At 69.2% G+C, this 24,770-nt stretch carries 18 protein-coding genes and 1 pseudogene; 10 read left to right on the top strand and 9 right to left on the bottom strand.

Features of this window, described 5'->3' with window-relative positions:
* Window positions 1-7: 7 nt before the first annotated feature.
* On the bottom strand, window positions 8-247 hold the full coding sequence (locus tag IE153_RS18785) for a DUF6269 family protein (protein ID WP_189590829.1): 240 nt from the start codon (window positions 245-247) through the stop codon (window positions 8-10).
* Window positions 248-434: 187 nt separating this feature from the next.
* On the opposite strand from IE153_RS18785, the gene IE153_RS18780 reads away from it, so the two are divergent.
* The gene (locus IE153_RS18780; protein ID WP_189590828.1) at window positions 435-2,015 is read left to right on the top strand and encodes an FAD-dependent oxidoreductase; all 1,581 of its coding nucleotides are present in this window, start codon (window positions 435-437) and stop codon (window positions 2,013-2,015) included.
* Window positions 2,016-2,365: 350 nt separating this feature from the next.
* On the opposite strand, the gene IE153_RS18775 is transcribed toward IE153_RS18780, so the two are convergent.
* A complete protein-coding gene (locus tag IE153_RS18775; RefSeq protein ID WP_189590827.1) occupies window positions 2,366-4,060 on the bottom strand; it encodes a TIGR04141 family sporadically distributed protein in 1,695 nt (564 codons plus the stop codon).
* Between the two features lie 118 nt (window positions 4,061-4,178).
* On the opposite strand from IE153_RS18775, the gene IE153_RS18770 reads away from it, so the two are divergent.
* Complete coding sequence (locus tag IE153_RS18770) at window positions 4,179-5,834, top strand: N-6 DNA methylase (protein WP_189590826.1); 1,656 nt, start codon at window positions 4,179-4,181, stop codon at window positions 5,832-5,834.
* A gap of 13 nt (window positions 5,835-5,847) precedes the next feature.
* Here the strand turns inward: IE153_RS18770 and IE153_RS18765 are convergent, their stop codons facing one another.
* Genes IE153_RS18765 through IE153_RS18755 form a run of 3 tightly spaced genes read right to left on the bottom strand, consistent with a single transcriptional unit; the run spans window position 5,848 to window position 11,026 of the window.
* Window positions 5,848-7,983, bottom strand: a complete 2,136-nt coding sequence (locus IE153_RS18765) for a UvrD-helicase domain-containing protein (RefSeq protein WP_189590825.1) — start codon at window positions 7,981-7,983, stop codon at window positions 5,848-5,850.
* Entirely contained in the window at window positions 7,983-9,218 is a 1,236-nt protein-coding gene (locus IE153_RS18760; protein WP_189590824.1) for an McrC family protein, read from the bottom strand. The genes IE153_RS18765 and IE153_RS18760 overlap by 1 nt, the downstream gene beginning before the upstream one ends.
* Window positions 9,215-11,026 carry a DUF4357 domain-containing protein gene (locus IE153_RS18755; protein WP_189590823.1) on the bottom strand — a complete coding sequence of 604 codons (1,812 nt, stop codon included), beginning with the start codon at window positions 11,024-11,026 and terminating at the stop codon, window positions 9,215-9,217. The genes IE153_RS18760 and IE153_RS18755 overlap by 4 nt, the downstream gene beginning before the upstream one ends.
* Window positions 11,027-11,225: 199 nt before the next feature.
* Between IE153_RS18755 and IE153_RS18750 the strand changes: the two genes are divergently transcribed.
* From IE153_RS18750 to IE153_RS18725, 6 genes and pseudogenes are all read left to right on the top strand, one after another.
* On the top strand, window positions 11,226-12,476 hold the full coding sequence (locus IE153_RS18750; RefSeq protein WP_189590822.1) for a sigma-70 family RNA polymerase sigma factor: 1,251 nt from the start codon (window positions 11,226-11,228) through the stop codon (window positions 12,474-12,476).
* A gap of 69 nt (window positions 12,477-12,545) precedes the next feature.
* The gene (locus tag IE153_RS18745; RefSeq protein ID WP_189590821.1) at window positions 12,546-15,689 is read left to right on the top strand and encodes a helicase-related protein; all 3,144 of its coding nucleotides are present in this window, start codon (window positions 12,546-12,548) and stop codon (window positions 15,687-15,689) included.
* Entirely contained in the window at window positions 15,686-17,569 is a 1,884-nt protein-coding gene (drmB, locus tag IE153_RS18740; protein WP_189590820.1) for a DUF1998 domain-containing protein, read from the top strand. The genes IE153_RS18745 and drmB overlap by 4 nt, the downstream gene beginning before the upstream one ends.
* Before the next feature lie 5 nt (window positions 17,570-17,574).
* On the top strand, window positions 17,575-18,687 hold the full coding sequence (locus IE153_RS18735) for a DEAD/DEAH box helicase (protein ID WP_189590819.1): 1,113 nt from the start codon (window positions 17,575-17,577) through the stop codon (window positions 18,685-18,687).
* Between the two features lie 147 nt (window positions 18,688-18,834).
* Window positions 18,835-19,230 (top strand): hypothetical protein, encoded by a 396-nt coding sequence (locus IE153_RS18730; RefSeq protein WP_189590818.1) that lies wholly within the window; start codon window positions 18,835-18,837, stop codon window positions 19,228-19,230.
* Window positions 19,227-19,886, top strand: a pseudogene (locus IE153_RS18725) (nucleotidyl transferase AbiEii/AbiGii toxin family protein). The gene IE153_RS18730 and the pseudogene IE153_RS18725 overlap by 4 nt, the downstream one beginning before the upstream one ends.
* A 66-nt stretch (window positions 19,887-19,952) precedes the next feature.
* On the opposite strand, the gene IE153_RS18720 reads toward IE153_RS18725, so the two are convergent.
* The 3 genes from IE153_RS18720 to IE153_RS18710 all read right to left on the bottom strand — a co-directional run bounded on the left by IE153_RS18720 (window position 19,953) and on the right by IE153_RS18710 (window position 22,340).
* The gene (locus IE153_RS18720) at window positions 19,953-21,416 is read right to left on the bottom strand and encodes a hypothetical protein (protein ID WP_189590817.1); all 1,464 of its coding nucleotides are present in this window, start codon (window positions 21,414-21,416) and stop codon (window positions 19,953-19,955) included.
* Between the two features lie 24 nt (window positions 21,417-21,440).
* Window positions 21,441-21,725, bottom strand: a complete 285-nt coding sequence (locus IE153_RS18715; protein ID WP_189590816.1) for a hypothetical protein — start codon at window positions 21,723-21,725, stop codon at window positions 21,441-21,443.
* Between the two features lie 165 nt (window positions 21,726-21,890).
* On the bottom strand, window positions 21,891-22,340 hold the full coding sequence (locus tag IE153_RS18710; protein WP_189590815.1) for an ATP-binding protein: 450 nt from the start codon (window positions 22,338-22,340) through the stop codon (window positions 21,891-21,893).
* Between the two features lie 157 nt (window positions 22,341-22,497).
* On the opposite strand from IE153_RS18710, the gene IE153_RS18705 reads away from it, so the two are divergent.
* Both IE153_RS18705 and IE153_RS18700 read left to right on the top strand, forming a co-directional pair.
* Complete coding sequence (locus IE153_RS18705) at window positions 22,498-23,388, top strand: helix-turn-helix domain-containing protein (RefSeq protein ID WP_189590814.1); 891 nt, start codon at window positions 22,498-22,500, stop codon at window positions 23,386-23,388.
* A complete protein-coding gene (locus tag IE153_RS18700; RefSeq protein WP_189590813.1) occupies window positions 23,385-23,576 on the top strand; it encodes a DUF397 domain-containing protein in 192 nt (63 codons plus the stop codon). The genes IE153_RS18705 and IE153_RS18700 overlap by 4 nt, the downstream gene beginning before the upstream one ends.
* Window positions 23,577-23,627: 51 nt before the next feature.
* Here IE153_RS18700 and IE153_RS18695 read toward each other — a convergent pair whose 3' ends face one another.
* The gene (locus IE153_RS18695) at window positions 23,628-24,644 is read right to left on the bottom strand and encodes an EcsC family protein (protein WP_189590812.1); all 1,017 of its coding nucleotides are present in this window, start codon (window positions 24,642-24,644) and stop codon (window positions 23,628-23,630) included.
* Between the last annotated feature and the right edge of the window lie 126 nt (window positions 24,645-24,770).

The following is a 24,770-nucleotide window of genomic DNA, read 5'->3' as shown; positions in this document are numbered from 1 at the left end:
TCGCGGCTCAGCCGCAGCCGCCCGCATGCCCCTCGTCGAGCCCGTACGTGGCTGTATAGCCGTTCTCCTCGGCCCCTCTCAGCGCCAGCTCGTTCAGCGCGTCCACATAGGCGGCCAGCAGATCCGCCCACGGCGTTCCGGCGTCCCGCAGCAGCAGCTCCTGCTCCGTCGCCGCGGAATTCTCGATCTGCGTCAGAAATTCCAGAGGATGCTGGACCTGAGACGGGTGGTTCAGTTCGTCGTGCATTCTCTCCTCCTGTTGTTTTCGGGTCCCTCTCAGGTCCCGCACCAACAGATTCGAGGAGCTCGCTGTACGCATTCACCGGCCCGTCCGTACGCGTCGATACACGCCGGTGCAGGACAATACAGCCCCGATACAGAGTGCATACAGACCGGCTGCACATCGCCCGGGGAAAGGCGTCGAGAATTGCCTCATGGAAAGCCTGGAGATCGTGATCGCCGGCGGCACGCTCGCCGCCTGGACCGCCGCCGCACGGCTCGCCGCCACCTTCGGGCGCGCCCTCGGCGTCACGGTGCTGGAACCTCCGCGGCAGACCCCTGCCCCGACCGGGGAAGAGCAGGTCGTAACCCTCGCACCGCAGGTGCAGCGGGACCTCTTCGACCGCCTGGGCGTTCCCGAGGACACCTGGATGCGCGCCTGCACGGCGTCCTTCACGCTCGCCGTGCGCTACGTCAACTGGCGCGCCGGCGGGCCCGCGGCACGCACCCCTCGCCCCCTCCCCGGCCATTCACCGGACCGGTTCGACCTGCCTTTCGCGGCGCTGCCCGAATGCGAGGAATTCCCGCTCTCCGAATTCTGGCGGCTGCGCCGCAGCACCGGCGAGACCGTGGAGCCGTTCGACCGCGCGTGTTTTCGTGAGCCGCCGCTTCTCGACGCCCGCAGGTCGCCGCGCTGGATGGACGGCCGGGTGGCCGTTCCTTACGGCTGGCACGCCGACGCGGAACTCCTCACCCGATTCCTGCGCGAGACGGCCGTCCGGCAATTCGGCGTACGGACCGTGTACGGCACCGTGCGCAGTGCCGAGCGGCACGCCGACGGCGGAATCACCGCCCTGCGCACCGCTGACGACACCCGGCTGGCGGGCGACCTCTTCCTGGACTGCACCGGCCCGGCGAGCCTCCTGCTGAGGGGCCTGCTCCACGAACCCGTCCCCGAGCCGCCCGGCGGCCTCCTCGCCGACCGCATCCTGACCGTCAGCGTGCCCCGCCCCGACGACAGCGCCGGCGACGGCATCGAACCGTTCGGCACGGCCACCGCCCTGCCCCACGGCTGGGCCTGGCACCGTCCCCTGCCCGGCCGCATCGGCGCCGGACTGGTCCACGGGAGCGCCTGGACGGACGACGAGCAGGCCGTGCGCACGCTCTGCGCGCTGTGGGGCCTGCGGCCCGGCGAGGCCGACGTCCACTTCCACCCGCGGCCTGCCGGGGCCGCACGCCGCGCCTGGGTGCACAACTGCGTGGCGCTCGGCGCGGCCGCCGGCGGCACCGACCCGCTCGCCGACCCCGGCCTCACCGACGTACTGCGCCACCTCGACCGTCTGGTCAGGGACTTCCCCGACCGCGACCACCTCGGCGCGTCCGCGGACCGCTTCAACCGGGCGGCCCGCCAGGACCACGCAGCGGCCGACGACCTGGCCGGGCTCCTCTACCGGTCCGCCCCCCGCGCCGACACCGCGTTCTGGCGAGCCCACCGCGAGCTCCCCATGTCCGACACCCTGTCGGCCTGCCTGGAGGGTCATCGCGCCGGGCTGGCCCCCGAACCCCCCGAGCTGCCCCTGCGCACCCTGCTGACCGCCCTGGACCCTCAGGGCGCCCCGCCCCCGGCGGCCCTGCGGCACCGCACGACGGCCCGCCGGACCGCCGACGCCCACTTCGCCAGGATCCGCCGCCAGCAGCGCATCCTCCTGGAAACCCTCCCGACCGCCGAGACGTACCTCCACCGCCTGCACACCCGCCCCCCGCTGGCCGCGCCCCCGGCCCTGGCCGGCGCGTGACCGGCACTCGGTCCGCCCGTCGGCTCTGGGGTTGACCGGCGGGCAGAGACTCCCGCCCGGCGCGTGCGGCGGCTCAGATGTCCCGGCAGAGAACGGGTGGCCCTGTGACCTGGCGCGCTGGGCGGGTTCGCGGTGTTGAACTGCACAGATAGCCTTTCGGTTGTTTCACATCCGTACTCCTTGACGCAGCCGGAAGTCCCAGAAAAGTCCCAGGGAACCGGCACTTCCGACGGCCACTGTTTCGGCTTTGGGCAGGGGAGAGGACGCAAGCAGTCGAAGTGCGGTACTCCACGGCGGCTGGTAACAGACGACGGTGGCCGACATCCCGCTGCAGTGATGTCCACCTCGCACTAAGGCTGTGAGAGTGCGTCGGTGCTGCCTTCAGGGATGCCGATGACCTCGACAGTCACCCCTCGTGCCGCCAGCGCTTTTGCGGTCTGCGCAATGGTGATCTGAGAGAAGCCGAAGACGGAGTCCGGGGTCAGGCTCGTGCGGTTCTTGAGGAGCATCGCGAGGACGATTCGCTTGGGCGTGTAGTCATCAGGAAGCAGGCGTGCGCCTCGACTCAGTCGGGCCACCTTGGCGGTGAACTCGCTGCGGACCCGGGCGGACTCCTGGAGCAGTTCCACCGCGACCCTGGCCTGGCTGAACAGGTGGCTCAGCGGCCCGGAACCGCCTGCCCGCTTGACGAGGATCAGGGTGTCGTCCGGCGTGAGCAGGTCGCAGATCTCGACCTGGTCTCTGGGCCGGAGAGGGTTGACGACATTCTTTGTGTCGAGGCAGAGCCAGCGGGGCTGGCCGTCAGCCACCGCGCTGTTGTACTCCTCGGCCACTCTGTTGTTGTAGGTGTTCTCCGACTCGCCTTCTTCCCAGGAGGGCAGGGAGACGGAAGGCAGAGGAGAGAACAGCGCCCGCACCGTGGCCCGGCACTCTTCGACATAGGCGGCCCCGGCCTCGTACCACTCGCCGTCCATCAGGAAGAACCGTCTGGAGCCGAGGGATACGCCGGTCTCCAGCCAGGTCAGCGCGCTGGTGACGGCGAGCGTGTCGGCGGCCCCCCTCCGGCGGCCCCTGGCCAGGGTCACCGTCCCTTCGCGCAGTGCCTTCAGGCGCCGGCCGGGCGGTGCGAGCCGGGCCCGGGTGAGCACGTATCCGAGGTCGAAGTCGTCCGAGAGCAGGGCTCCGTTGTCGCTGTTGATCTGAGTCATGTACGTGGTGGCCTCCGCGTATGCCGTGTGATGTTCGGAGGGGACACAGACCGAGAAGCTTCCCTCGTCCGGCTGGCCGAGACGGTCGTCCAGGGTTTCGTGGAGGGTGTCGAGGGTCGTCGGGTCGCTCACCGGGACGATGTGGTCGACGAACTCCAACTCCGGGTGCGGGATGTCCTCGCGGCAGATCCTGGCGATGGCCCGCAGGTCGGAGAGCAGGGCCTCGGGTTCGATTCCGAGGGCGATCCGCAGCCCACAGCCGCCTTGGGCGCTCACGGCTTTGCCGAGGCTGTACCGCGACCGGGTGAGCGGCAGGTTGTCGAGGTATCCGCCCAGGCTGCGCACGATGCGCGAGTGGTCGCGAATACCCAGCAGCGGGACCGAGGCGCCGCCCGGAACCAGGGAGATGTCCGTGCGTGCTTGCCCGAGAGATCTCGACACGGCTCCGCGGATCAAGTTCGGGTCCATCTGCCGGATGGCGAACGAGAGACCGAAACGCTTGTCCTTGAGGTGCTCGGGGATCAACCGGTACCCCTGGTCGCAACCGATGGCGTACACCACGCCGTCGACTGCGAGCAGCAGTACGGCTGCGGTGCGGCGGACGCTCTCGTTGACCACGATGCCCGTGGTGCGTGACATGGGCTCGCACCACGGGGCCTCGGTGCGTTCCATCCCACAGGTGATGTACACAGCCGGGACCCCGAGTGCCTCCGGTAAATGTGGATCCGCACCGAGGCTGTCCAGAAGGGCGGCGTCAAGGGCGTCCAGCATGGCTTCGCTGGTGGGGGCGACGCCAGGCAGCCGGTAAACGGTGCGTACTTCGGTGTGCGAGGGCATGGCGAGGCTCCGTGGGTCAGGAGGAATCGAGTACACACAGTAGAGAAACATCTGGCTGTGTACGTTGTCAACAGAGTTCTTTCTGGAATGGGAGTGGCGGTCCGTGTACGCTGGGGTTATGACGGACAACGCCGTTCCATCGGTCGGCCCCCTGGTCACCGGCGCCGAGATCGCCCGGCTGGCCGGAGTCACCCGGGCCGCTGTCTCCAACTGGCGTCGGCGCTACGACGACTTCCCCGCGCCGGCCGGAGGTGCCGCGAACAGTCCGCTCTACGCGCTCACCGAGGTTCAGGAATGGCTGGACCGGCAGCGCAAGGGCCAGGAGGTGTCGCCCGAGGTCGAGTTGTGGCAGGCCATGCGGGCCGCGTACGGGGAACAGATGGTCTCGGGTCTGGCGCAGGTCGCCGCGGCTCTGTCCGGGCAGCCCGGACCAGGGCTGCCGGACGACGTCGCCACCCGCGTACGGGCGCTCGCCCGAACCGGGCCGTCCGTCGACCTTGTGAACGGACTTACTGACCGGTTTATGGACTCCGCTCGGCGGGCTGGGTCCGATCAGGTGACCCCTGAACGCGTAGTGCGTGCCGTCCGCCACTTCGCCCCCGAACTGCCTTCCAGCGCCACGGTCTTCGACCCTGCCTGCGGAATCGGGGTGCTCCTCCTGTCTGTCGCCTCCGATGCCGGGACGCGTTGCTACGGACAGGAGGTGGATGACGACAGCGCTCGCTTCGCACAGCTCCGCGCCGACCTCCTGGGCCGCTCCGGCGTGCGCATCGTGGCAGGCGATTCACTGCGTGCGGACGTATGGCCGGACCTCAGGGCGGATCTGGTCGTCTGTGATCCTCCGGCCGGTGTGACCGAGTGGGGGCGGGAGGAGTTGTTGCTCGACTCCCGCTGGGACCTCGGTACCCCGTCCAAGGCCGAGGGGGAGCTCGCCTGGCTCCAGCACGCCTACGCCCACACCGCGCCCGGCGGCCACGTCCTCATGGTGATGCCGGCCTCGGTCGCCTACCGCAAGGCCGGCCGCCGCATTCGGTCGGAACTCGTCCGCCGGGGCATCGTGCGCCGAGTGATCGCGCTGCCGCCGGGGACGGCGACCTCGCACGCCCTGCCTGTGCACCTGTGGTGTCTCCAGCGTCCCGAGAGCACGGAAGGGGTGGACACGCACCACACCGTGAGCATGGTCGACCTGACGGAGAACCCGCCCGACGGGGATCTGGAACCACGCCCCGACCAGGTTGCCGACGTGCCCCTGATCGAACTCCTCGACGACACCGTCGACCTGACGCCCGGGAGCCATCTCCGTTCCCGTCACCGCGATTACCCCGCTGAATACGTTGCCCTGCGCAAGGAGTTGGAGGACCAGATCCGGCGACTCGCCGCCCTTCTGCCCGAACTCGCGACGGGCGGCGGTCCGGGCTCGCTGGACGGCGCCACCACCAGCGTCGCGGATCTGGCCCGCGCCGGGCTCGTGGCGTACGAGGGTCCGGAGCCCGTCTCGGCCAGCGAGCAGCTCGACACGGACTATCTGCAAGGGTTCCTGCGCAGCTCGGCCAACGCCCGCAGGTCCACGAGCGCGAGCGGGACCTACCGCTTCGACGGCAGGGGCTCACGTATCCCCCGTATGGGCATCGACGAGCAGCGTCGGTACGGCGCGGCCTTCCGTGCCCTGTCCGCGTTCGAGGAGGGCATGCGCAAGGTCGACGAGCTGAGCCGACAGCTCGCCGAGGTCGCCCGTGACGGTCTGGCCACGGGCGCCCTGGCACCGGAGGAATGAGTCGGTTCGCCGGTCAGTCGACGGGCGGGAGGAAGGTGCTCACGGTCCCGCTCCACGTCACCTTCAGCGTTTCGCGAGCGCGTGTGCAGGCGACGAAAAGCAGGCAGCGCTCGCGGAGCAGATCGGCGTCATGCTGGAGTGGGTCCGCCTCACGCGGGGTGATCTCATGGGCGAACGGGACGGTGCCCTCGGCGACACCGAGCACCGACACCGCACGGAACTCCAGTCCCTTCATCGCGTGCATCGTCGCCAGCCGTACGCCCTCGGACCCTTGCGTGACCTGCCCTTTGACCCGGAGCACCGGAATCCCCGCGGCCTTCAGCTTCTCCTCGGCCGCGTCCAGGGCGAGGTTGAAGCGCGCGCACACACCGATCTCGTGCGGCGCGAAACCCTCGGCGACCAGGGCACGCACCCGCTCCACCAGCGCCTCCGTCTCCTCCTGCCGGGTGGCATACCCCCGCACCCGGGGGCGGCCGCCGTGGAGCAGCGAGCGGTACCCGGCCAGCGAGTCCGTCCCCTCACCCTCGAGCGCGTCGACGGTGACGGGCGCGAGGAGGCGGGCAGACCAGGTCAGGATCTCTTCCGTGGAGCGGTAGTTGACGCGCAACCGGAAACTGCGACCGGCCGTGGTGATGCCCAACGAGCCGAGCGACACCCGGGAGTCGTAGATCCGCTGATGTGGGTCACCGGTGATGAACAGGTCGTCGGGGCCGGGGGAGACGGCGGCACGCAGCACCCGCCACTGCGCGGGGTGCAGGTCCTGTGCCTCGTCCACGACGACATGGGCGTACGGCGCCGGCCCGTCGGCTAGGAGTTCCGCGGCACGGGCGCAGATGCCCAGGTGCGTGGTCTCGCCGCGGTCGCGCAGGAACTGCTCGAACCGTTCAACGCCCCTCCACACCTCCCGGCGGCGCGCGGCGCCGAGACCGGTGCCGCGGCCGCGGCGGCTCGCGGCGAGGTAGGCGTCAACATCCCGGAGGTTCTGGCCGAGGACGACATGCCGGTACTCCTGGGCCAGGAAACGGGCGGTGAACGGCAGATCCAGCTGCTTGACCACCTTCTCCCACAACTGCCGCTGCTCCCGGTCCCCGATCGGCTTGGGCGCGGTCACCGAGTGGGTGCGCACGACGCCGTTGGCACAGGCGTCGACCGTCGTCACATCCACCCGTGCCAGCAGCTTCTCGTCCTCGTCGAGGAGCAGGCCGAGCATCTCGCGCAGTCCGGCGGCGAGCGCGTTCGTGTACGTGGTGAGCAGGATACGGCCGTCCTCGGAGCGGCCGAGCAGATGCTTGACCCGGTGCAGCGCGGCCACCGTCTTGCCCGTGCCGGGGCCCCCGGTGACCTGCACGGGGCCGCCGTACGACGTGCGGTAGGCGACGCGCCGCTGGGAGGGATGCAGGAAGACGCGCCAGGCCGCGAACGGCTTCGCCAGCATCTCCTCCAACTCCCGCGGCCCGGTGACCAGTCGGATGCGGGCGGACGTGTTGGTGATCACCGTGGCCAGGTCCTCGACCGGTTCGGCGGGCGCGTCGGCGGGGCGCCGTACGGCCACGACGTCCCGGTAGACCTCTTCCGGGCTGAAGCCCTCGGCGAGGTACTGGAGCACCTCCAGCTGGTCCTCCGGCAACAGCGTGGCGAAGGCCTCCAGTTGGGCCTTGTCCACCAACGATCGTGCGGCGCGCAGGACTTGGTCGTCGATGCCGAGATCGCGCAGCGTGCCGTCGGAGACGTCCGCGAACAGCAGCCGGGGAGCCGTGCGCGCGGCCGTCTCGTACAGCGGTGTCAGCTCGTCCAGGGCGACGGCGTTGCGCACTTCCAGGGCGCGCGTCGCGGAGTTCGCGCTGTACAGGCGCTTCGCCGCCCAGGTGTAGGCGTCGTCGTGCGGCAGGACATTGACCAGGAGGAACATGTCACTGCCGTCGTCGGGGGCAAGAACGACGCCACGCCAGAAGTCGGTGATGCGGATCGTCCGCATCCGCGGGTCACGGGCGTTCTGGACGGACTCCAGGTGCAGCCCCTTGTCGGCGTTGAGTTCGGCCGCGCTCATGGCCTGGAACTTCGCCATGGCTTTGCGTACTCCGGCCCGGACCGGCTTCTCCAGGGCGTCGTAGCCGTCCCAGAAACTCTGGGCGAAGGCGAGCCGAGGCATCAGGTCACTTCCCTTCTTCCGGACGCCAGGTGTGCGGCGATCTCCCGGAAAGCGGTGAGGAGTTGTTCCGGCTCGCGGGAGAGATCGAGGCTGTGCTGATAAAGCCGCACGGCCGTTCCGCGCACCTCGTGGTAGCGCAAGGGCTGCCGTCCGGCCGCGTACACCAAGTGGGCCTCGCGCAGACCGAGCACCGTGGCGTACGCGAGGGCCTGGTACAGGTCGGCGTTGAGGAGCCCGTCGGCCATCTCCACCTTGTACTTGGCGTCGACGACGGCGAGCGGGGTACGACCGTCACCGGTGCGGACGACCAGGTCGGGGCGCATGCCCACCCGACCCGCGACGTCGAGGTGATGGGGGTCCTGGAGGCGCGCGGTCAGACCATGCTCCCTGAGCGCCTCGCGCAGGCCGACGGTCACGAAGTCCTCGAACAGCTTGTTCATGTCGAGCAGGAAGCCGTCCACGGCGAGTGGGTCGGCCCCGGCCGGCCGGTGCTCCGGCGAGGTGCCCCGCAAGACCGCTTCCGCGAGCCGAAGCGCGGGCTGGTAGCGGGAGTTGAGGCGCGACGGCTGCCACCGCGGCAGTGCCTGCCCCCGTATCAACGGCATCGCGTCGGCCAGCCGCACACGCTGATGAGCGAGGCGTCGCCGGACGACACCGGGAACACCCGGCAGCCGCAGCAACCGCTCGGTGGCGGCGCGCAGGATGCGGTTCTCGGCGGTGTCGGCGGTGTACGCGTCGTAGGCGATCTCCACGGGCGGCGTACGGCCGAAGTGCCGCCGGATCTGCTCGGCCTCACGCAGCCTTCCGCGCACGACCAGCGCGGTCTCCTCGACCTCCCGGTAGCCCTGGAGGACACCCTGCCGCAGGGCCCCGTCGATCTGCCGCTCCACGGCATGGGCGAGGGCGGGCACGACATCGTCGTAGGCGCCGGTGTCCACGGTGCCCTCGCTGCTGTCGCGCCAAGCGCGGGCGGGGTCGAGGCTGAACCCGAGGAGGAAGAACAACCGGCTCACCGGGGTCTTGGGCATGATCCGTACCACCTGGCCGCCGGCTGTGCGCACCGCGCCGACGCGGCTGCCCGCCCGCAGCAGCCAGTGCCCGCCACGGCCGGGATCGGGGGTCGCGCTCTGCAGGATCCCGGAGGCGGCCAGGGCGCGCCCGGCCTCGGTGTCCAGCGCGACGGAGACGGCGGGTCCGTACTCGCGCAGCGACACCTCGGGCAGGGGCAGTGTCACGGGCGCCGCTCGCGCAGTGCGTCGAGGCCGTAGCGGGCGGCGACGTCGAGGCCCTCGCCGTAGTGGTGCTCCTCCAGCAGCGGCAGGATCTTCGTGCGCCACGTCCGTTCGAGGCCGCCGTTGCGGTACACGCCCGGCTTCATCAGGTACGACGGTCCGATGGCGAAGTCGCCGTCGTCGATACGGGCGTTGAGGGCGTCGAGCAGCCGGGCGGGCTCCAGGTCCCTGCCCTCGCGCTTCAGCCAGCGGGCGAGCAGCCCGGCGGTCGGCTCGGTGCGCGGGGACAGCTCCACGAACGCGAAGCGGCGCCGCATCGCCGCGTCCACGAGGGCGATCGACCGGTCGGCGGTGTTCATCGTGCCGATCACGAAGAGGTTGGGCGGCAGCGCGAAGTCGTCCCCCGAGTAGGTGAGTCGGACCGACTTCGTCCGGTACTCCAGGAGGAAGTACAGCTCGCCGAAGACCTTCGCCAGATTGGCGCGGTTGATCTCGTCGATGATCAGGAAGTGCGGGATGTGCCGGTTGCCGTCGCGGGAGGCGAGATCGGCGAGCTCCCGGAGCGGGCCGGCCGTCAGCCGGAAGGCCACCTCCCGCGTCTCGGGGTCCTCCACGGGCCGGAACCCCTCGAAGAAGTCCTCATAGGCGTACGAGGGGTGGAACTGCACGATCTTGACCTGTTCCGGGCCGCCGCCGAGGTACTCGGCCAGCTTCATCGCCAGGTACGTCTTGCCGGTGCCCGGGGGGCCGTAGAGCACCAACTGCCGTTCATCGATGAGCAGTTCCCGCATCTCGTCCAGCCAGGCGCGGTCATGGACGAAGAGCTCGGCGGCGAGTTCTGCGGTGATGTCCGGCAGGGTCAGCTCCCGGGGCGTCGGCGACCGCTCCCCGGTGGTGTCGACCGCTCCCGGGGCCGCGAGATCCCCCGGTCCGGCGAGCACGTCCAGGGCGTCCAGGACACCGGTCAGGTCGACGACATCATGCTGAACGGACAACTTCTGCTGCAGTTCCTCCGGCAGTTCCTCGTAGGCGTGGCTCTTCGTGCGCCAGGCTACGGTCCTGCGCAGATTGGACAGGCCGTCCGGTGACGAGGCCTGCACGGCGTCGCCGGTGAGCCGTCCGGTGTGAAGCCGACCGTCGCTGATGGTGGCCACGGTGTCGCCGATCCGCATCTGGGTCAGGAAGGCGTGCAGCTCGTCGACGAGACCCCGCTTCTGGTTGTACGAGGCCGCTCCCTCGTACCCGTCCTCCACGAAGCGGCGCAGCGTGCTCTTGGTCGGGTCGGTCTCCTCAAGGGGCGGCAGATGCGCGGCCGGCAGCGAGACGAGCCCTTCCTGGAGCCACAACTGCCGCACCAGGTTGTGCCCGGAGACGTTGGAGCCGCGGACCAGCCATGCCTTGCGCGGGGCACGCCAGCCGGTGGAGAGGTAGTCGGCGAGCGGATGGCCTTCCGCGGTGCGCCAGGACTCCGGGCCGGAGGCGTCGTAGCCGTACACGAGCGCGGCGGCGGCCGAGGAGGAGTTGCACTCGATGTCCCGGGCCGCCCTCCACCGTTGCTGGTCCTTCGGCAGGCCGGGGTCGGCCGTCTCGTCGACGAGGCCGCCGCTCGCGCGCAGATCCGCGCGGTTGCGGCGGGCGTGGTCGCCGAGCCCGGGCCAGGCCTCGGCGGCCACCAGGGAACCCTCCCGCAGCAGGAACTTGTGCGTGCCGTTGCCGCCGAACTCGGCCAGCAGGTGCCCGCGCGCCTCACCTCCCTTGGGGAGCTTGATGCGGAACTCGGGAGTGCCGGGGAGGAGTTCGGGCTGGGACACGGATGACCTTCCGGGAGTCGCGAGGCCTGCACCGACGGTCACACCCTACCTGTTGACGCCGTCAAACGACCTCTCTCGAGTGTAAACAAATCCAGATGATGCGTTGACGTTGTAAACGTGCCGGGTCTAGAGTGCTGGTTGTGCTCGGCCGACCCCTAGCCGGAGGTCCGGGCGCTCTAACGCTCAAGTGGGGGGCACTATGGGTGGGGAGCCGACGGCTGAGGCCAGACGGCGCACGATCGAGGCGGAGTTGCCGTCGGTCATCGAAAGACTGAAGGGCTGTGCGTCTCGTGCGGGCGTGGTCAGCCAACGGGCCTTCGTGCTGGAGGCGGACCGGCTCGGGTTGAGGACCGATGAACAGCGGCGAAGACTTTGTGGTGAGCTGGCCGCCGCAGGCGTTCACGTGAAGCCCGCGAATGGGCCCGCGCCTGTCGTCGATATTGAGGTGCCGACTGCGCCTCCGGCGGCAAAGGTGTCTGCCCCACCGACCCTCTCCGCTGAACCAGGGCTCGTCGCAACCGAGGCAGCCAGACGCCTGGCCCAGGCCCGGCGCATGCTGGCCCGCTACACCGACGCCAACGGCACCGTCAGCAGGCTCGCCCACGATGGAGTGGTACGACTCCACGGACTGAGCCCAGACGAAGCGCGCGAGCTGACCGCCGACTTCCCGATCACTCGACCTGGAACGCTCCGCGTGCAAGTCGAACCTGCGGAGCGTCGTGATGTCCGCTCCGGCGCGCCCGCACTGGCGCCGACGTTCCGGGCCGCACCGGTGAGGCCGCCGATCGGCCGGACGAATGCCCTGGTTGCTTCTTCTGCCGAGGAAGTCGGACTCGCCGACGCCGTTCGCGCCGCCCGAGCTGTACTGGAGGAAGACCGGTGGCGCCAGGACGCGGCCACAGTGGTGCTGAAGGCGGACGAGGAGGTCGGCCTCGCCCTTCTGCTCCGTGGCGGTACCGGCCCCCTCGCGCGCGCCGTTCCGGAGAGCGAGATCTCGGCGCTGCCTCGCGACAGCGAGCGACGGCGCGCTTACGAGTGCCTTGTTCTGCATAATCAGCACCTCGTGCGGAGGATCGCACAGGGCCACCGGGGACGCGGACTGGACATTGAGGACCTCGTCCAGCACGGAAGTATCGGACTGCTGAGTGCGGTCCGCGGATTCGACGCCGGCAGAGGCAACAAGTTCTCGACCTACGCGACTTCGTGTATACAACACGCCATCGTCCGGGCCATCGCCGACGAAGGCCCCCTGGTCCGGCTTCCCTCGGACCTCCGCGAAAAGGTCAGGAAGGTCGCCCAGGCCGAGCGCAAGCTCTCGGCTGAAGGTCGCGCCACGACGGTCGACAACGTGGCCTACGCCAGCGGTCTCACCTTCGCTGAAGTGGAGGAAGCGCGCGGGATCAAACAGCCCGCCGGACGGGCTGGCCGGCGACGGCCTCGCGCTCGATGACCTGACTCCGACGGAGCCACTGCTGCCGCCCCCTTCCGACCTCCGACTCTGATCCGAAGGACCCCGCACATGGACCCGCGCCAAGAGCTGGTCGACTACCTCACCCGCCAGCTCGTCGGCCCAGTCGGCGGTGACGGCGAGGTGCTCGACGCGCCGCCGGACCGGCAGTACCTGATGGGCACGCTCTACCCGCAACAGGCCGACCGCCGACGCCGGCTCGATCTCGCCGCCGACGACCCCGAGGCGCCCGGTGCCGAGCAGGACGCCCCCGACGTGGACCCGGCCACCGATCCCGTGCCCGAGACCAACAGCTGGCTGCCCGCGTCCCTCGGCATCAGCTTCTACACCGATGCCGTGAACGTCGAGGTCAGCTGTGCCGCCGCCCGCTACGAGACGCAGCGCAACGAGCCCGGGCGCGGCCGACGCTGGCAGCGCATCCCCCTCCCGCCCGAGGCCCACACGATCGGCCCCGACCGGGAGGAGGTGCCCGTCTTCGAAGGCCGCGCCAAGATCCGGCTGACCCGCCGCTCCTACGGCGCGGGCACCCTCCTCACCGTGGCCCTGGTCAACGAGAAGCATCACGACGGTGCCGACGACAAGGCGCCGGACTGGGACGACATGCTGTTCCAGTGCCGGCTCAGCGTCCGCCCCGCCGACGGCGCCGTGCTGCCGTATCCCAGTGTGCGGCTCGCCAGCCGCGATCCCGAGGAACGCGAACTGCGCCTCCAGTACCGGCATGTCGTCACCCACGCGGTCGGTCACGGCTGCGCCGTCCGCGAGGACCACGGCGCACACGGTGGTGTCGAACTCCTCACCTGTGAAGCTCTGCCCCGGGCCGAAGTACCCACCGTCCGGGCCGGCGGCCCGCTCGACGCCCCCGCGCTCACGATCTCCCACCTGGCCGACCCAGCCGTCGGCAGGGACCAACTCCGGGACGAGCTAGCCGAGTTCGCCGCCAGCTACCACGCCTGGTACGTGGGCCAGCGCTCGGTCGAGGTACCGGATTGGGGACGGGAGGCAGCCGAGCGGATCCTAGCCCGCGTCCGCCAGGCCGTCACCCGCATCGAGGCCGGCGTGCGCACCTTGTGCGACCCCGATCGCCCCGAACTCCTCGACGCCTTCCGCATCGCCCAGCGCGCCATGCTGCTGCAGATGCGGCATTCCGCCCCCGACCAGGCCGGGCAGAGACGGCTCCGCTCCAATGCCGTGGCCCTCGACCCGCCCGTCGACCTCAGAGCCACCTGGCGCCCCTTCCAGCTCGCCTTCTTCCTCCTCGCCCTCGACGGCGTCGCCGATCCCGGCCACCAGGACCGCGACACCACCGACCTGATCTGGTTCCCCACCGGTGGTGGCAAGACCGAGGCCTATCTGCTCCTGGCGGCCTTCACCATCGCCCTGCGTCGGATCCGCGGCGAGGGCGGCGGGACCACTGTGATCAGCCGCTACACGCTCAGCCTGCTCACCACCCAGCAGTTCCAGCGCGCCGCCACCACGATCTGCGCCCTGGAGCACCTCCGCCGCACCGAACCCGGACTCGGCCTCGGCGGTGAACCCATCACCATCGGCCTGTGGGTCGGTGACACCACCACCCCGAACAAGTTCGAGGCGGCCAAAGTCGCCTTCGACGAGCAGCGCGCGGCCAGCCACCCCGAGGACGTCTTCATCCTCGATCGCTGCCCATGGTGTGGCACCCGCATCCTGCCACCCACCTGGTCCAGCGTCCGCTCCGACTACGGAGTCCGCGCCGAGGCCGACGAGTTCGCCTTCCACTGCACCCGCGACGAGTGCGCCTTCCACGACGTCCTGCCCGTCGCCGTCGTCGACCAGCACCTCTACGAGGATCCGCCCACGTTCGTCCTCGGCACCGTCGACAAGTTCGCCCGGCTCGCCTGGGAGCCCGACTCCGGCCGCCTCTTCGGCGCGGGCACCGGCCACCGGCCCCCGTCCCTGATCATCCAGGACGAGCTGCACCTGCTCACCGGACCGCTCGGCACCACGGTCGGCCTCTACGAGGCGGCCGTCTTGGAGCTCTGCACCGACTCCGACGGCCGCCCGCCCAAGATCGTCGCCGCCACGGCCACCATCCGACGTTCCGCCGAACAGGTCCGCGCCCTGCACCACCAGGACGTCCAGCTCTTTCCGCCGTCCGGACTCGACGCCCGCGACAGCTTCTTCGCAGTCCCCGACACCGGCAGCCCCGGCCGCCTCTACCTCGGTGTCATGGCACAGGGCCACACCGCGGGCCGCGGCGCCGTCGCCACCACCGCGGCCATGCTCCAGGGCGTTCACCAGCTCCCCGAGGAACACCGCGACGCCTACTGGACCCTGGTCGCCTACCACCACAGCCTGCGCGAGCTCGGCCGTACCGTCACCGCGGCCGGTGACGACATCCCCGCCCAGCTCCGGGGACTTGACGAGGGCGTCGGCGTACGCGCGCTCGGCGACGGCGACGTACAGGAGCTGACCAGCAACCTGCCGCGCGCCGAGCAGCCCATCCTCCTCGACCGCCTCGAACAGCCCTGGAGGGACCCCCGGTCGGTGTCGTTCCTGCCGTGCACCAACATGCTCTCCGTCGGCATCGACGTGAAGCGGCTCGCGTACATGCTCATGCAGGGCCAGCCCAAGACCACCGCCGAGTACATCCAGGCCACCAGCCGCGTCGGCCGTCACCGGGTGCCCGGACTCGTCGTCACCTACTTCAACGCCACACGCCCGCGCGACCGATCCCACTACGAGACCTTCATGGACTACCACCGGGCGCTCTACCGCTACGTCGAACCCGCCAGCGTCACTCCCTGGTCGCTGCCCGCCCGCCGCCGCGCCCTGCACGCCGCGCTGGTCATCCTGGTCCGCCACCGGCTCGGCCTGGCCGCCGAGAACCGGGCCGGACGCATCACCGACCACAAGGAGGAGGCGGGGCGGATCGCCGACACCTTGGCCGAGCGTGCCGCGACCGCCGAGTACGGAGCCGCGGGAGCCGACACCGTACGCGCCGATGTACGGGCCGAACTCGGCTACCTCCTGGACGACTGGTACCGGCAGGCCGGCGCCGCCGCAGCCGAGGGCAAGGACCTCTACTACCGCAGCCAGGGCAAGGGCCAGCACAACCTGCTCAAGGTGTTCGAGCAGCGCTACGGCCTGTGGGAGACCCTCAACTCGATGCGCAGCGTGGACCGCGAGTGCCAGATCACCGTGACGGGAGCAGGAAAGTGAAGCACAAACTCCGGGTCCGTCAGGCGCAGACCGTGCTGCCGTTCGGCGTGGGCGCGGTACTCGACGTCCAGGGCGAGTCGTTCGTCGCCGCCGGAATCGAGCGGTGGCCGGACCTCAAGACTCCCGTTCCCTCCGAACGCCTCGCCACCCGCCTCGGCGTCAGGGGCTTCTACGCCGCGCCCCACACCCTCAACGACCGCTACGACAAGACCGATCGTCCCGGCGTCCCCTATGTGCGCTTCCCCGGCTGGCTGTTCTGCGGCTCCTGCCGGGCCATGGTCCGCTTTCTGCGCGAGCACGAGAAGCCGGGCGAGCCGCCCGTCTGCACGTCCTGCGCCGCGGCACCCCGGCTCACCCCGATGCGGTTCGTCCGTATCTGCCCGGACGGACACCTCGACGACGTCGACTGGTGGTACTGGGCCCACTCCAAGCTCGCGCCCGAACTGCGGGACTCCTGCTCCGAGTCGAAGGACGCCTGGAACGCGCGTCGGCTCAGCTTCCGTGTCGCCGACCGTGCCTCCGGACTCGAAGCGCTCTCGGTGCGCTGCGACGCGATCAGGGAGGGCGGGAAGCCCTGCGGCGCCGAGCGCGACCTGCTCGACGTCCTCGGTCCCCAGACCGGACGCTGCTCGGGCCGCAACCCCTGGCAGCACTGGGACGCGAGGGTTTCCTGCGGCCACCAGGTGCACAACGTGCAGCGCACCGCCGGAAACGTGTACTACCCGGTCGTCTACTCGGCCCTCGACATCCCCCAGACCGCCGAAGCCCCGCGCGCGGAGCGGAACCTGGCCGAATCCGTCCTCGGTCACGACTACTGGCCGCTCATGCTCAAAGCGCTCGGCAAGCCCAGGGCCGACAACCTCCGCGACATGATCAAGGAGGACACCGAGGCCCCGGACAGTCTCATCGACCAGCTCGTCGCAGAGGCCACAGGTGCCCCCGCGCAGCCGTCCCCCGACCGGCAGGAGTTCGGAAAGTCCGGGAAGGTCGACCTGAGCCGCGACGAGTGGTATGCCTTCGACGCCGTGCAACTCCCAGAAGCGACATCGGAGTTCGCCATCCGCCGTGGCGGACTCGGCCTCGACGGCGAGAAGGAGGAACCCTGGGCCACCCTCGACGCGCACATCGGCGGCATCGTCCTGGCCGACCGCCTGCGTGAGGTCCGCGCCCTGACCGGCTTCCGCCGCCACTCCCCGGGCGGCACCCTCGTCCCCGCCGACACCACCGGCCGTCTGCGCTGGCTCCCCGCGACCGAGGTCTACGGCGAAGGCATCGTCCTTACCCTCGACGAACAGCGCCTCAGCGCCTGGGAGAACGACCCGCGCGTGCAGGCCCACGTCCTGGGTGTCCGTACGGACCTCGACGCGTCGTTCCGCGACGAACAGCTCGCCGAGACGACCGGCAGCGAACTCTCGCCCCGCTTCCTGCTCCTGCACACCGTCGCGCACCTGCTCATCCGCCAGCTGTCCTTCGACTCCGGCTACACCACCGCCAGCCTGCGCGAACGCGTCTACGGCCGCCCCGAGTACGGCCAGCACGGACTGCTGATCTACACGGCCGCCGGTGACGCGGAAGGCACCCTCGGCGGCCTGGTCCGGCAGGGCGAGGCACCGCTCTTCGCCGAGACGCTCATCCGCATGCTGGAGGCGGCCGCCTGGTGTTCCGCCGACCCGCTGTGTGCCGAGCACACCGGCCAGGGCTTCGGCAACCTCAACCGGGCCGCCTGCCATGCCTGCACGCTGCTGCCGGAGACCAGCTGCCAGACCGGCAACACCCTGCTCGACCGTGCCCTGGTCGTCGGCTCCGCCCGCGTACCCGGCTACTTCACCGACATCCTCACCGCGAGCCGCGAGTCCGCCGCCGCCATCGTCCAGGGATGACACCCATGACCACCGCGAACACCCCTGTCCTGCACCCGGACCTCACCTCCGCCCAGCGCGACTGCCTGGACTCCCTGCCGCTGACCGGCAACCACGTCGTCAGCGGCCCGCCCGGCAGCGGCAAGAGCCTGCTCGCCGCGCACCGCGCCGTCCACCTCTCGCTCACGGGCCGCCCCACCTTCCTGATCTCGCGCTCCAACCTGTTGCGCCAGCTCCTGCGCGGAACCCTCCAGGGCCTCACCGTCCCCGGCGCGCCCGTCGATGCCGCCACCGGACACACCTGGATCCATCGCCACTTCGGCCATGACGCACCGCGCGCCGAGGACGGCTGGTTCGACTGGACCGAACTCACCCGCCGAGCTGCCGCCACCCTCGGCGAGGACGATGCGGCGACCCCTCATCTCGTCATCGACGAGGGCCAGGACCTGCCGCAGGGCTTCTACCGCCTGGTACGCCTTGCCGCTGCCTCCGTCACGATCTTCGCCGACGAGTGCCAGCGCCTCACCGAGACGAACTCCACCCTGGCCGAGATCACCGACGCCCTCGGCCGTTCCACGGCGCGGGTCGAGATCACCGGGAACCATCGGAACACCCGCGAGATCGCCTCCCTGGCGGAACACTTCCGCACGGGCGGTTCCCGCCCAGAAATCCCCCTCCGCAGCGGGGCGCTGCCCGTGGTCCGCCACTATGCCGCCGTCAAGGACCTCGCCGACGACATCGCGACCATGGCCGGCCGACAGCCGCGGCAGCGCATCGGCGTGATCGTCAACCACCTGCCCACCGCCGCCGATCTGATGCGGCGCCTCGAACGGGCCGGACTCGCCCATGAGCCTCAGCTCTACAGCTCGGCGGCTTCCTCCGGCCGCTACCGCGACCTCGACCTTGCCCGCCCGGGTGTCGTACTCGTCCATCGAGCCAGTGCCAAGGGCCTTGACTTCGACACCGTCGTCATCGCCGACGCGGAGTCCGACTCCGCCGACGACCCCACGTCTGCGACCCTGCGCATGGCGTACTACGTGATGATCACCCGGGCGCGGGAGCGGCTGGTGCTGGGTTGGCAGGGAAGCCGACTGCCGCGGCACCTGGAGGGGCTGGAGGGGTGGGTGCGAACGCGGTGATGGCGCGTCACCCGGCCGTCAGCCGTACTGCGCCCGAGCAGCCGGCGTCGGGCCTCTTCCCGGAGCTCGTCGGACATGGGAGCGCCGCGCCGCTCGGTGAGGAGCGCGCGGAAGCCGCCCAGGCGTCCTCGTTCAGGACATGCTCCCATGCCGTCGCCTCTAGGAGCCGTACTGGATGCATGGACGCGACGACCACTGCCCCCCCGCGCCGAGGTGCTGCGGGACCGCTACCGCAGTCGGCTGCCCGAGCGCCTGCAGGAGCTGGCCGGCCCCGTCGAGGGCACCGTCGACCTGCCGCTTCACATCGTCTGGTCAGGGCGGACGAGCTACAGCCTGGACCGCCCCAAGTCCCGCATGACGCTCTACCGGACCGTTCTCGCCGAGGGCCTGCGTGATGACCTGGCGACCTTCCTTCACCACCGGCTGCTCACCGAGCAGTGGCCCGTTCTGCGTCGCTTGGTCAGCCCCTACATCCGCGAGGTCTGGGAGGACGCCTTCCCCGAGCTCCCTCGCACCGCTCCGGCTGACGCGACCGCTGCGTGAAGCTCACCCCGCTCCACGAGCGTCTTCTCTCCGACATCCTCGACCTCGGCTCCCCCTACCCTCTGGTCCTCACGGGTGGATACGCTGTGCAGGGCCCACGGCCTGGTCGAACGTTTCAGCCGCGATCTCGACGTCGCCACCGAGAACCCCGCCCCGATGGACGAGATCGTCGCCTCCCTCACAGCAGGTCTCGTAGCGCGCGGATGGCGGACCACGCATGTCCAGACCGACCCGCTCAGCGGACGGTTCCTCGTCACCGACCCGGCCACTGGCGAGGAGTGCGAGGTCGACGTCCTCAAAGAGGCGTTCTGGGCCCCACCCGCCCAGACCCCCTACGGCCCGGTCCTCTCTCTCGACGACGTGATCGGCACCAAGGTCCGCCCCTCGCCGACCGCGGCACCGTCCGCGACCTCATCGACGTCCAGGCTGCCTCCCGCCACCGGTCCACAGCCGACCTGGAATCTCTCGGCCGCCGCCGTGCCCACGACGAGTTCAGCCTTGAAGACCTCTGTGACCGGCTGACCGGTGCGGACTGGTACGAGGACGAGGACTATGCCGCGTACGGGCTCACCTCTCGGCAGATCGAAGAACTCAAGACGTGGGCGCTGGAGTGGGCGGAGGACCTGGGGGCGCGGGTCCACGACGACAACGCCTGACAGTGGCGACGCCTTCCCGGCCTCAGCGAAGCGTTCTGAGGGATACCCGACGGAGATCGTCTCGCTTTACGTCCATCCGATATTCACTCCCAGGTGATATCGGGCCATGTCGTTCAGTGCTGCGGTTTCATCTGGCTCGCGGAATGGGGCCGCTGGTAGGTGATCGCGGCCAAGAGGGCCGACCCCATGCACGACGTCGTCGTATGCCGATGAGATGGCACAGCCGATGAACAGGTCAGTGGCTTCGTCGAGAGTAAGGTGCTTGGCGGGCCATCCGTATACTCCATCGTTGATTACTTTCAGCGGCGGGAAGAACCACCATGGGTAGTCAGGAGCTTCTGGGTCCAGCAGGCGATATCCGTCAATGTCGATCAACAAGGAGCCGAAGTGAGATATTGATCTGATATCCGCGTGTCGCTCTCTGTGAAGTCGGTCGGCTGAGAGAAGTGGGATACCCATCATCCTTCGCGCAAGGGAGCGTTTAGGGTCCGCGATGTCACGCAGGTCCGAGTCCTCGGTCAGTTGGCAATCGATCGACCCCATGCGGACATCGGTCTCTCGAGTGACCGTGCTGAAGAAGTCGCTGACGTGGCCGATCGTGGGCCGTGTGCTGACTGCCTCCGAATGCTTGTAGTTGTGCCCCTCTGCCATTTCTGCCGCGGCGAAGAGGAATCGGTATGGTGGGTAGAGCTCGCGCCAGTCAATGGTGCGCACGCCGTTGTGCAGGCCAGGCAATGGTGGGTTCAAGGCGAAGTCGATGAGGGTCAGTACTTCAGAATGAGAGAGACTTCGGCCGGCCATGGCTTCTGCGAGGCGGTAAGGTGCCCCGTATTCTCCTCTCCGGTTGATTTCCCACATTCTCTGTAGTCCTCGATCCATGATCTTCGGATAAGGACCACGGAAGAGATACCCCTCGTCCAATAGGCCTGCGCACTCAAAGAGGAGCCGTGTAGTGATCGGCTCGTCGCCTCCAAGGAGGGGTTCGAAACTGTGCACGTGTGCGTAGTCTTCACTCCCCATGGACAACATTCCTCGTCCTGCCCATTGGCTCCAGGTCGTGTGCAAAGCCAAGGTCAGTGAGTCTTGCATTGCTTCCCGGTCTATTTTCGACCAGTTGAGAGGCTCGAAGCCCAGGAGGATCGAGTAGGCACGGTGCAGGGAAAGCCATGTGAGGCAGTCGTCGGTTATTTCGCTTCCGAGTGAGTAGGCGCTTGCTCTCTGGTTCCAGGCGAAGAGGGGAATGCCGTCGTTGCGACGCGTCTCGAAAGTGGCTCGGTCGTTACCGTCGAGGTTGCGGATGGAATAGTCGGCCAGTGAGTCTCGGGCAGCGCGGAGAAACGTGAGAAGCACGCCAATGGTGGATCCGTGGAATCGGGCCCAGTGGCTCGTCTCGTGCGCATGGACTAAGTTCCACGACATGAGTGACGTGACTAGGTCGTTCGGATTGTCGCGCATGTTTTCGTGGAATAGGAGCTGGCTTCTTAGATTTAGTTGAGCGCCGGTCGCACTATGCAGGGTCGGAGAGTTCATCGGGAATCCTGTTCTATGCTTCAGCTACTCGCCATTTTCGTTTTCGATTGGCTCGACGGATTCCACGGAGCCGCGGTCACGGGCTCGGTCAATGAGAGCTCGGATCGCGTCGTACAGGCCGTTGGTGGCAACTCCTGCCGCTACAGAGATGGCGATTTCCGCCCACTGTCCGTGATGCAGTGAACTGCTCTGTGTCTCTCGGTGTGTGACTTCGACCGTGCAATGCCGGCTCAGTTCTGGGGATTCCCGGATCTCTTCCGCCAGGAGTTGCAGGTTGGCCGCCCCGCCTCGGTACATCAGCTTGATCATGAGGGGAGCATACGAGGCGTGCGGATGGCGAGTCGGAGGATCGCGAAAGCCGGTGGACGGGCGATCCGGGCGACTCGGCCGATTTGGTGCGGCTTCGCAGTGTGGCCTCGGGTGTGACGGCTCACCGGCCGACGTACTCGCCCTTGAGTGGCTGTGCGGGCGCCCTCAGGCTGGACAGCTCAGTTCGGCCCGCACGGTCTTGCCACTGGGTGGGTAGGGGACGCAGTCCCAGTGGTCGACGATCGCGGCTACGAGGGCGAGGCCGCGTCCGTTGGTGTGGAGTGCCGTGTCGGAAGCGGCGGCGGTCGCGGGACGGGGCTGCGGGCCTCTGTCGCCGCGTGCATCGGTGACGTCGATGCGGAGGCGGCCGGCCGGGGCGTCGAACACGAGGGTCAGCCGGAAGCTACGACCCGGCAGGCGCCCGTGGAGTACGGCGTTCGCGGCGAGCTCCGCGACGACGATCTCGGCACGCTCCGTGAGGTCCGGCGGGGCGTCCCAGGACCGCAGTTGGCTCACACCGAGCAGCCGGGCGAGGCGCGCGCCGCGCGGGGTCGACGAGAGAAGCTGCGTGAAGGTGAGCGAGGGCGTGGCGAGTTGGGGCGGTGGTTGGTTCATGGAGCCAGCGTGGCGGGAGTGTGGGGGCTGTTGCGAGCCTGGCGCCCCGTACGCGGAGTCAGCGTACGGGCACGCAGGGTGGACAGTACGTCTCTTCTGACGTCACGCTGAGTGGTGATCGTGTGCGGGCCCGTGGGGCTGGAGAGAGGGGCGGCGGATGGACATCGTCGAGGCGGATGCGGTGGCGGCTGTGGGGGTTGGGGCCGCCCGGACGAGTCCGGCGGGGGAGTGGGAGCGGGAACCTCATCCGTCCGACAGTCTGCGTACGTTCGGGGCGGTCGTCCAGGCGTTGCGGGAACATGCGGGGCTGAGCCGGGAAGAGCTTGCTGCGATCGTCCAGTACTCCAAACACACCGTGGAATCGGTGGAGTTGGGGCGTCGGATGCCGGACGAGGGGTTCGTGGAACGGGCGGAGGGGGCGACCGGCAACACGGGTGCGTTGCGGAGGGCTGCGCGTCATTTGAGCCGGGGGGAGGTGGGGCTGGCGGCGTGGTTCCGGCGGTGGGCTCGGCTGGAGCGGGAGGCGGTGAGTCTGTGTACGTATGAGTGTCGGCTGGTGCCGGGGTTGTTGCAGTCGGAGGCGTATGCGCGGGCAGTGTTTGAGGGGACGATTCCGCTGCGGACGGATGGGCAGCTGGAGGAGCAGCTGGCTGCGCGGATGGGGCGACAGGAGATGATGCGGGAACGGCCGACCGTGCCGTTCAGCTTCATTGTCGAGGAGCATGTCTTCCGGCGGCGGTTCGGGGACGCGGGGGCGATGCGTGAGCTGTTCGACCATGTGCTGGAGCGGAGCGCTCCGCGCAATGTGACACTGCAAGTGGTGCCGCTGGATGCAGGGTTGCACGCGTGTCTGGATGGGCCCGTGCAGGTTCTGGAGACTCCGGAGGGGCGGCGGCTCGGCTACTCGGAGGGGCAGAAGAACGGGCGGCTCATCTCCGACTCGAAAGAGGTGAGTGTGCTCTGCCAGCGCTATGAAACACTGCGCTCGCAGGCCCTGAACCCGACGGAATCGCGGGGCCTGCTGGAGCGACTGCGAGGAGAGCTATGAGCAGCGGTACGACGGAACTCGCCTGGTTCAAGTCCAGCTACAGCGGCAGCGAGGGCGACAGTTGCGTGGAGATCGCTCTCGCCGAGCAGGCCGTCTACGTACGGGACTCCAAGGACGTGAGCCGCCGGCCCTTTGCGGTTGGCCGTGAGGGCTGGCGGTCGTTCGTACGGTTCGTGGACCACGCCTGAGCGGAGTGGTGCACGCCCTGGTGGCGCTTTGATCAGGCGCCACCGCAGCACTTACGGGGCGTCGGCCTGGGTGTCGTCGTCCTCGTCGTCGGTCGCCAGCGCGGCCGGTAGCGGCAGGCCGTACTTCTCGCACAGGAAGCGGGTCTGGCAGTACCGCTGGGCGTCGGCGGCCACCCTGCCGAGGATCGCGGCATTCATGCCCGCACCGACGAGAATCCCCACGAACGGCACGACCTTGGCGACGTTCTGTACCGGCACCCTGGAGCCGGCCGGGCCGAGCTGCTGCATCAGCTTCTCCAGGGCGGCCACGAGGCGATGGTCCTGGCGGAGTTTCTGCGACCAGTTGACGCGTCCCTTGAGGGCGTGCGCTGCCCGTGCTGTGTCGCGCAAGGGCTCGGCCTTGGCCGCCTGGGCCATGAAGGACCGGCGTACCAGGCGCTGGATGAAGAGCTGCTCGTCGGGGTCCTTGGCGTCGTAGCCGTAGGAGTACGCGATCCGCGAGGCGATCGACGTGCTCAGTACCTGGACGACGAGGATGTCCGCCGTCATCGCGGCGGGGATACCGGCGACGGGTACCAACGCCAGCACGCCCATGGCGCCGCCTTCGAAGGCCCCTGCGGTGCGCCACTTGAGGGTGTTGCGGGTCAGCAGCCGGTCGCAGAACTTGAGTTCCTGCTTCCGTAGTTCGGTGAAGCTTTCGAGTTCGAGACCCTGTTTGCGGGCGAGCTTCACGACGTTATTCGGGTCGTTGAGCTCCCTGGCCGACTCGTTGACGAGGTCAAGCAACGCCGCAGCGCCCGCGAGCGCCGGTCGCAGGGCCTTGTCGGCGACCGCGTCGCCCGCGCGCCGTATGGGCTCCGAGACAGCGTCCGGGACGGCGTCCGCGACCCGTCTGGTGGCCTTTCCGGCGGCCTCGCCGGTGCGACTCAGCGCTGTGCTCGCCCAGGTCGGCAGGCCGCGGCGGTTGTTGCGGCGCTGCCAGTGGTCGTTGAGCGTGGCCCATACCTGCTCGTCGTACTTGCTCATCGCGGGTATGCCGTCGAGGAGGTGGTCGGCGTGCGTGTTCATCGCGATTCTCCGGTTCGACTGTGATGGCTGGGGCCACGATGGGCTGGCCGTCGGCGCGTGGGTCAAGCCGCAGTGTGGAGGCTGCGGTGTGCTGTACGGGTTCAGGTGGCGGTTAGCTCCTGGAGT

Source organism: Streptomyces massasporeus, from assembly GCF_014648995.1.
GTDB classification, from domain to species: Bacteria; Actinomycetota; Actinomycetes; order Streptomycetales; family Streptomycetaceae; genus Streptomyces; species Streptomyces massasporeus.
The sequence above is the reverse complement of the archived record's forward strand: the minus strand, read 5'-3'. Positions and strand labels throughout refer to the sequence as shown.

Coding starts and splice junctions, on each gene's coding strand:
- IE153_RS18785 (WP_189590829.1), bottom strand. CDS start 247: ATGCACGACGAACTGAACCACCCGTCTCAGGTCCAGCATCCTCTGGAA.
- IE153_RS18780 (WP_189590828.1), top strand. CDS start 435: ATGGAAAGCCTGGAGATCGTGATCGCCGGCGGCACGCTCGCCGCCTGG.
- IE153_RS18775 (WP_189590827.1), bottom strand. CDS start 4,060: ATGCCCTCGCACACCGAAGTACGCACCGTTTACCGGCTGCCTGGCGTC.
- IE153_RS18770 (WP_189590826.1), top strand. CDS start 4,179: ATGACGGACAACGCCGTTCCATCGGTCGGCCCCCTGGTCACCGGCGCC.
- IE153_RS18765 (WP_189590825.1), bottom strand. CDS start 7,983: ATGCCTCGGCTCGCCTTCGCCCAGAGTTTCTGGGACGGCTACGACGCC.
- IE153_RS18750 (WP_189590822.1), top strand. CDS start 11,226: ATGGGTGGGGAGCCGACGGCTGAGGCCAGACGGCGCACGATCGAGGCG.
- IE153_RS18745 (WP_189590821.1), top strand. CDS start 12,546: ATGGACCCGCGCCAAGAGCTGGTCGACTACCTCACCCGCCAGCTCGTC.
- IE153_RS18735 (WP_189590819.1), top strand. CDS start 17,575: ATGACCACCGCGAACACCCCTGTCCTGCACCCGGACCTCACCTCCGCC.
- IE153_RS18730 (WP_189590818.1), top strand. CDS start 18,835: ATGCCGTCGCCTCTAGGAGCCGTACTGGATGCATGGACGCGACGACCA.
- IE153_RS18720 (WP_189590817.1), bottom strand. CDS start 21,416: ATGAACTCTCCGACCCTGCATAGTGCGACCGGCGCTCAACTAAATCTA.
- IE153_RS18715 (WP_189590816.1), bottom strand. CDS start 21,725: ATGATCAAGCTGATGTACCGAGGCGGGGCGGCCAACCTGCAACTCCTG.
- IE153_RS18710 (WP_189590815.1), bottom strand. CDS start 22,340: ATGAACCAACCACCGCCCCAACTCGCCACGCCCTCGCTCACCTTCACG.
- IE153_RS18705 (WP_189590814.1), top strand. CDS start 22,498: ATGGACATCGTCGAGGCGGATGCGGTGGCGGCTGTGGGGGTTGGGGCC.
- IE153_RS18700 (WP_189590813.1), top strand. CDS start 23,385: ATGAGCAGCGGTACGACGGAACTCGCCTGGTTCAAGTCCAGCTACAGC.
- IE153_RS18695 (WP_189590812.1), bottom strand. CDS start 24,644: ATGAACACGCACGCCGACCACCTCCTCGACGGCATACCCGCGATGAGC.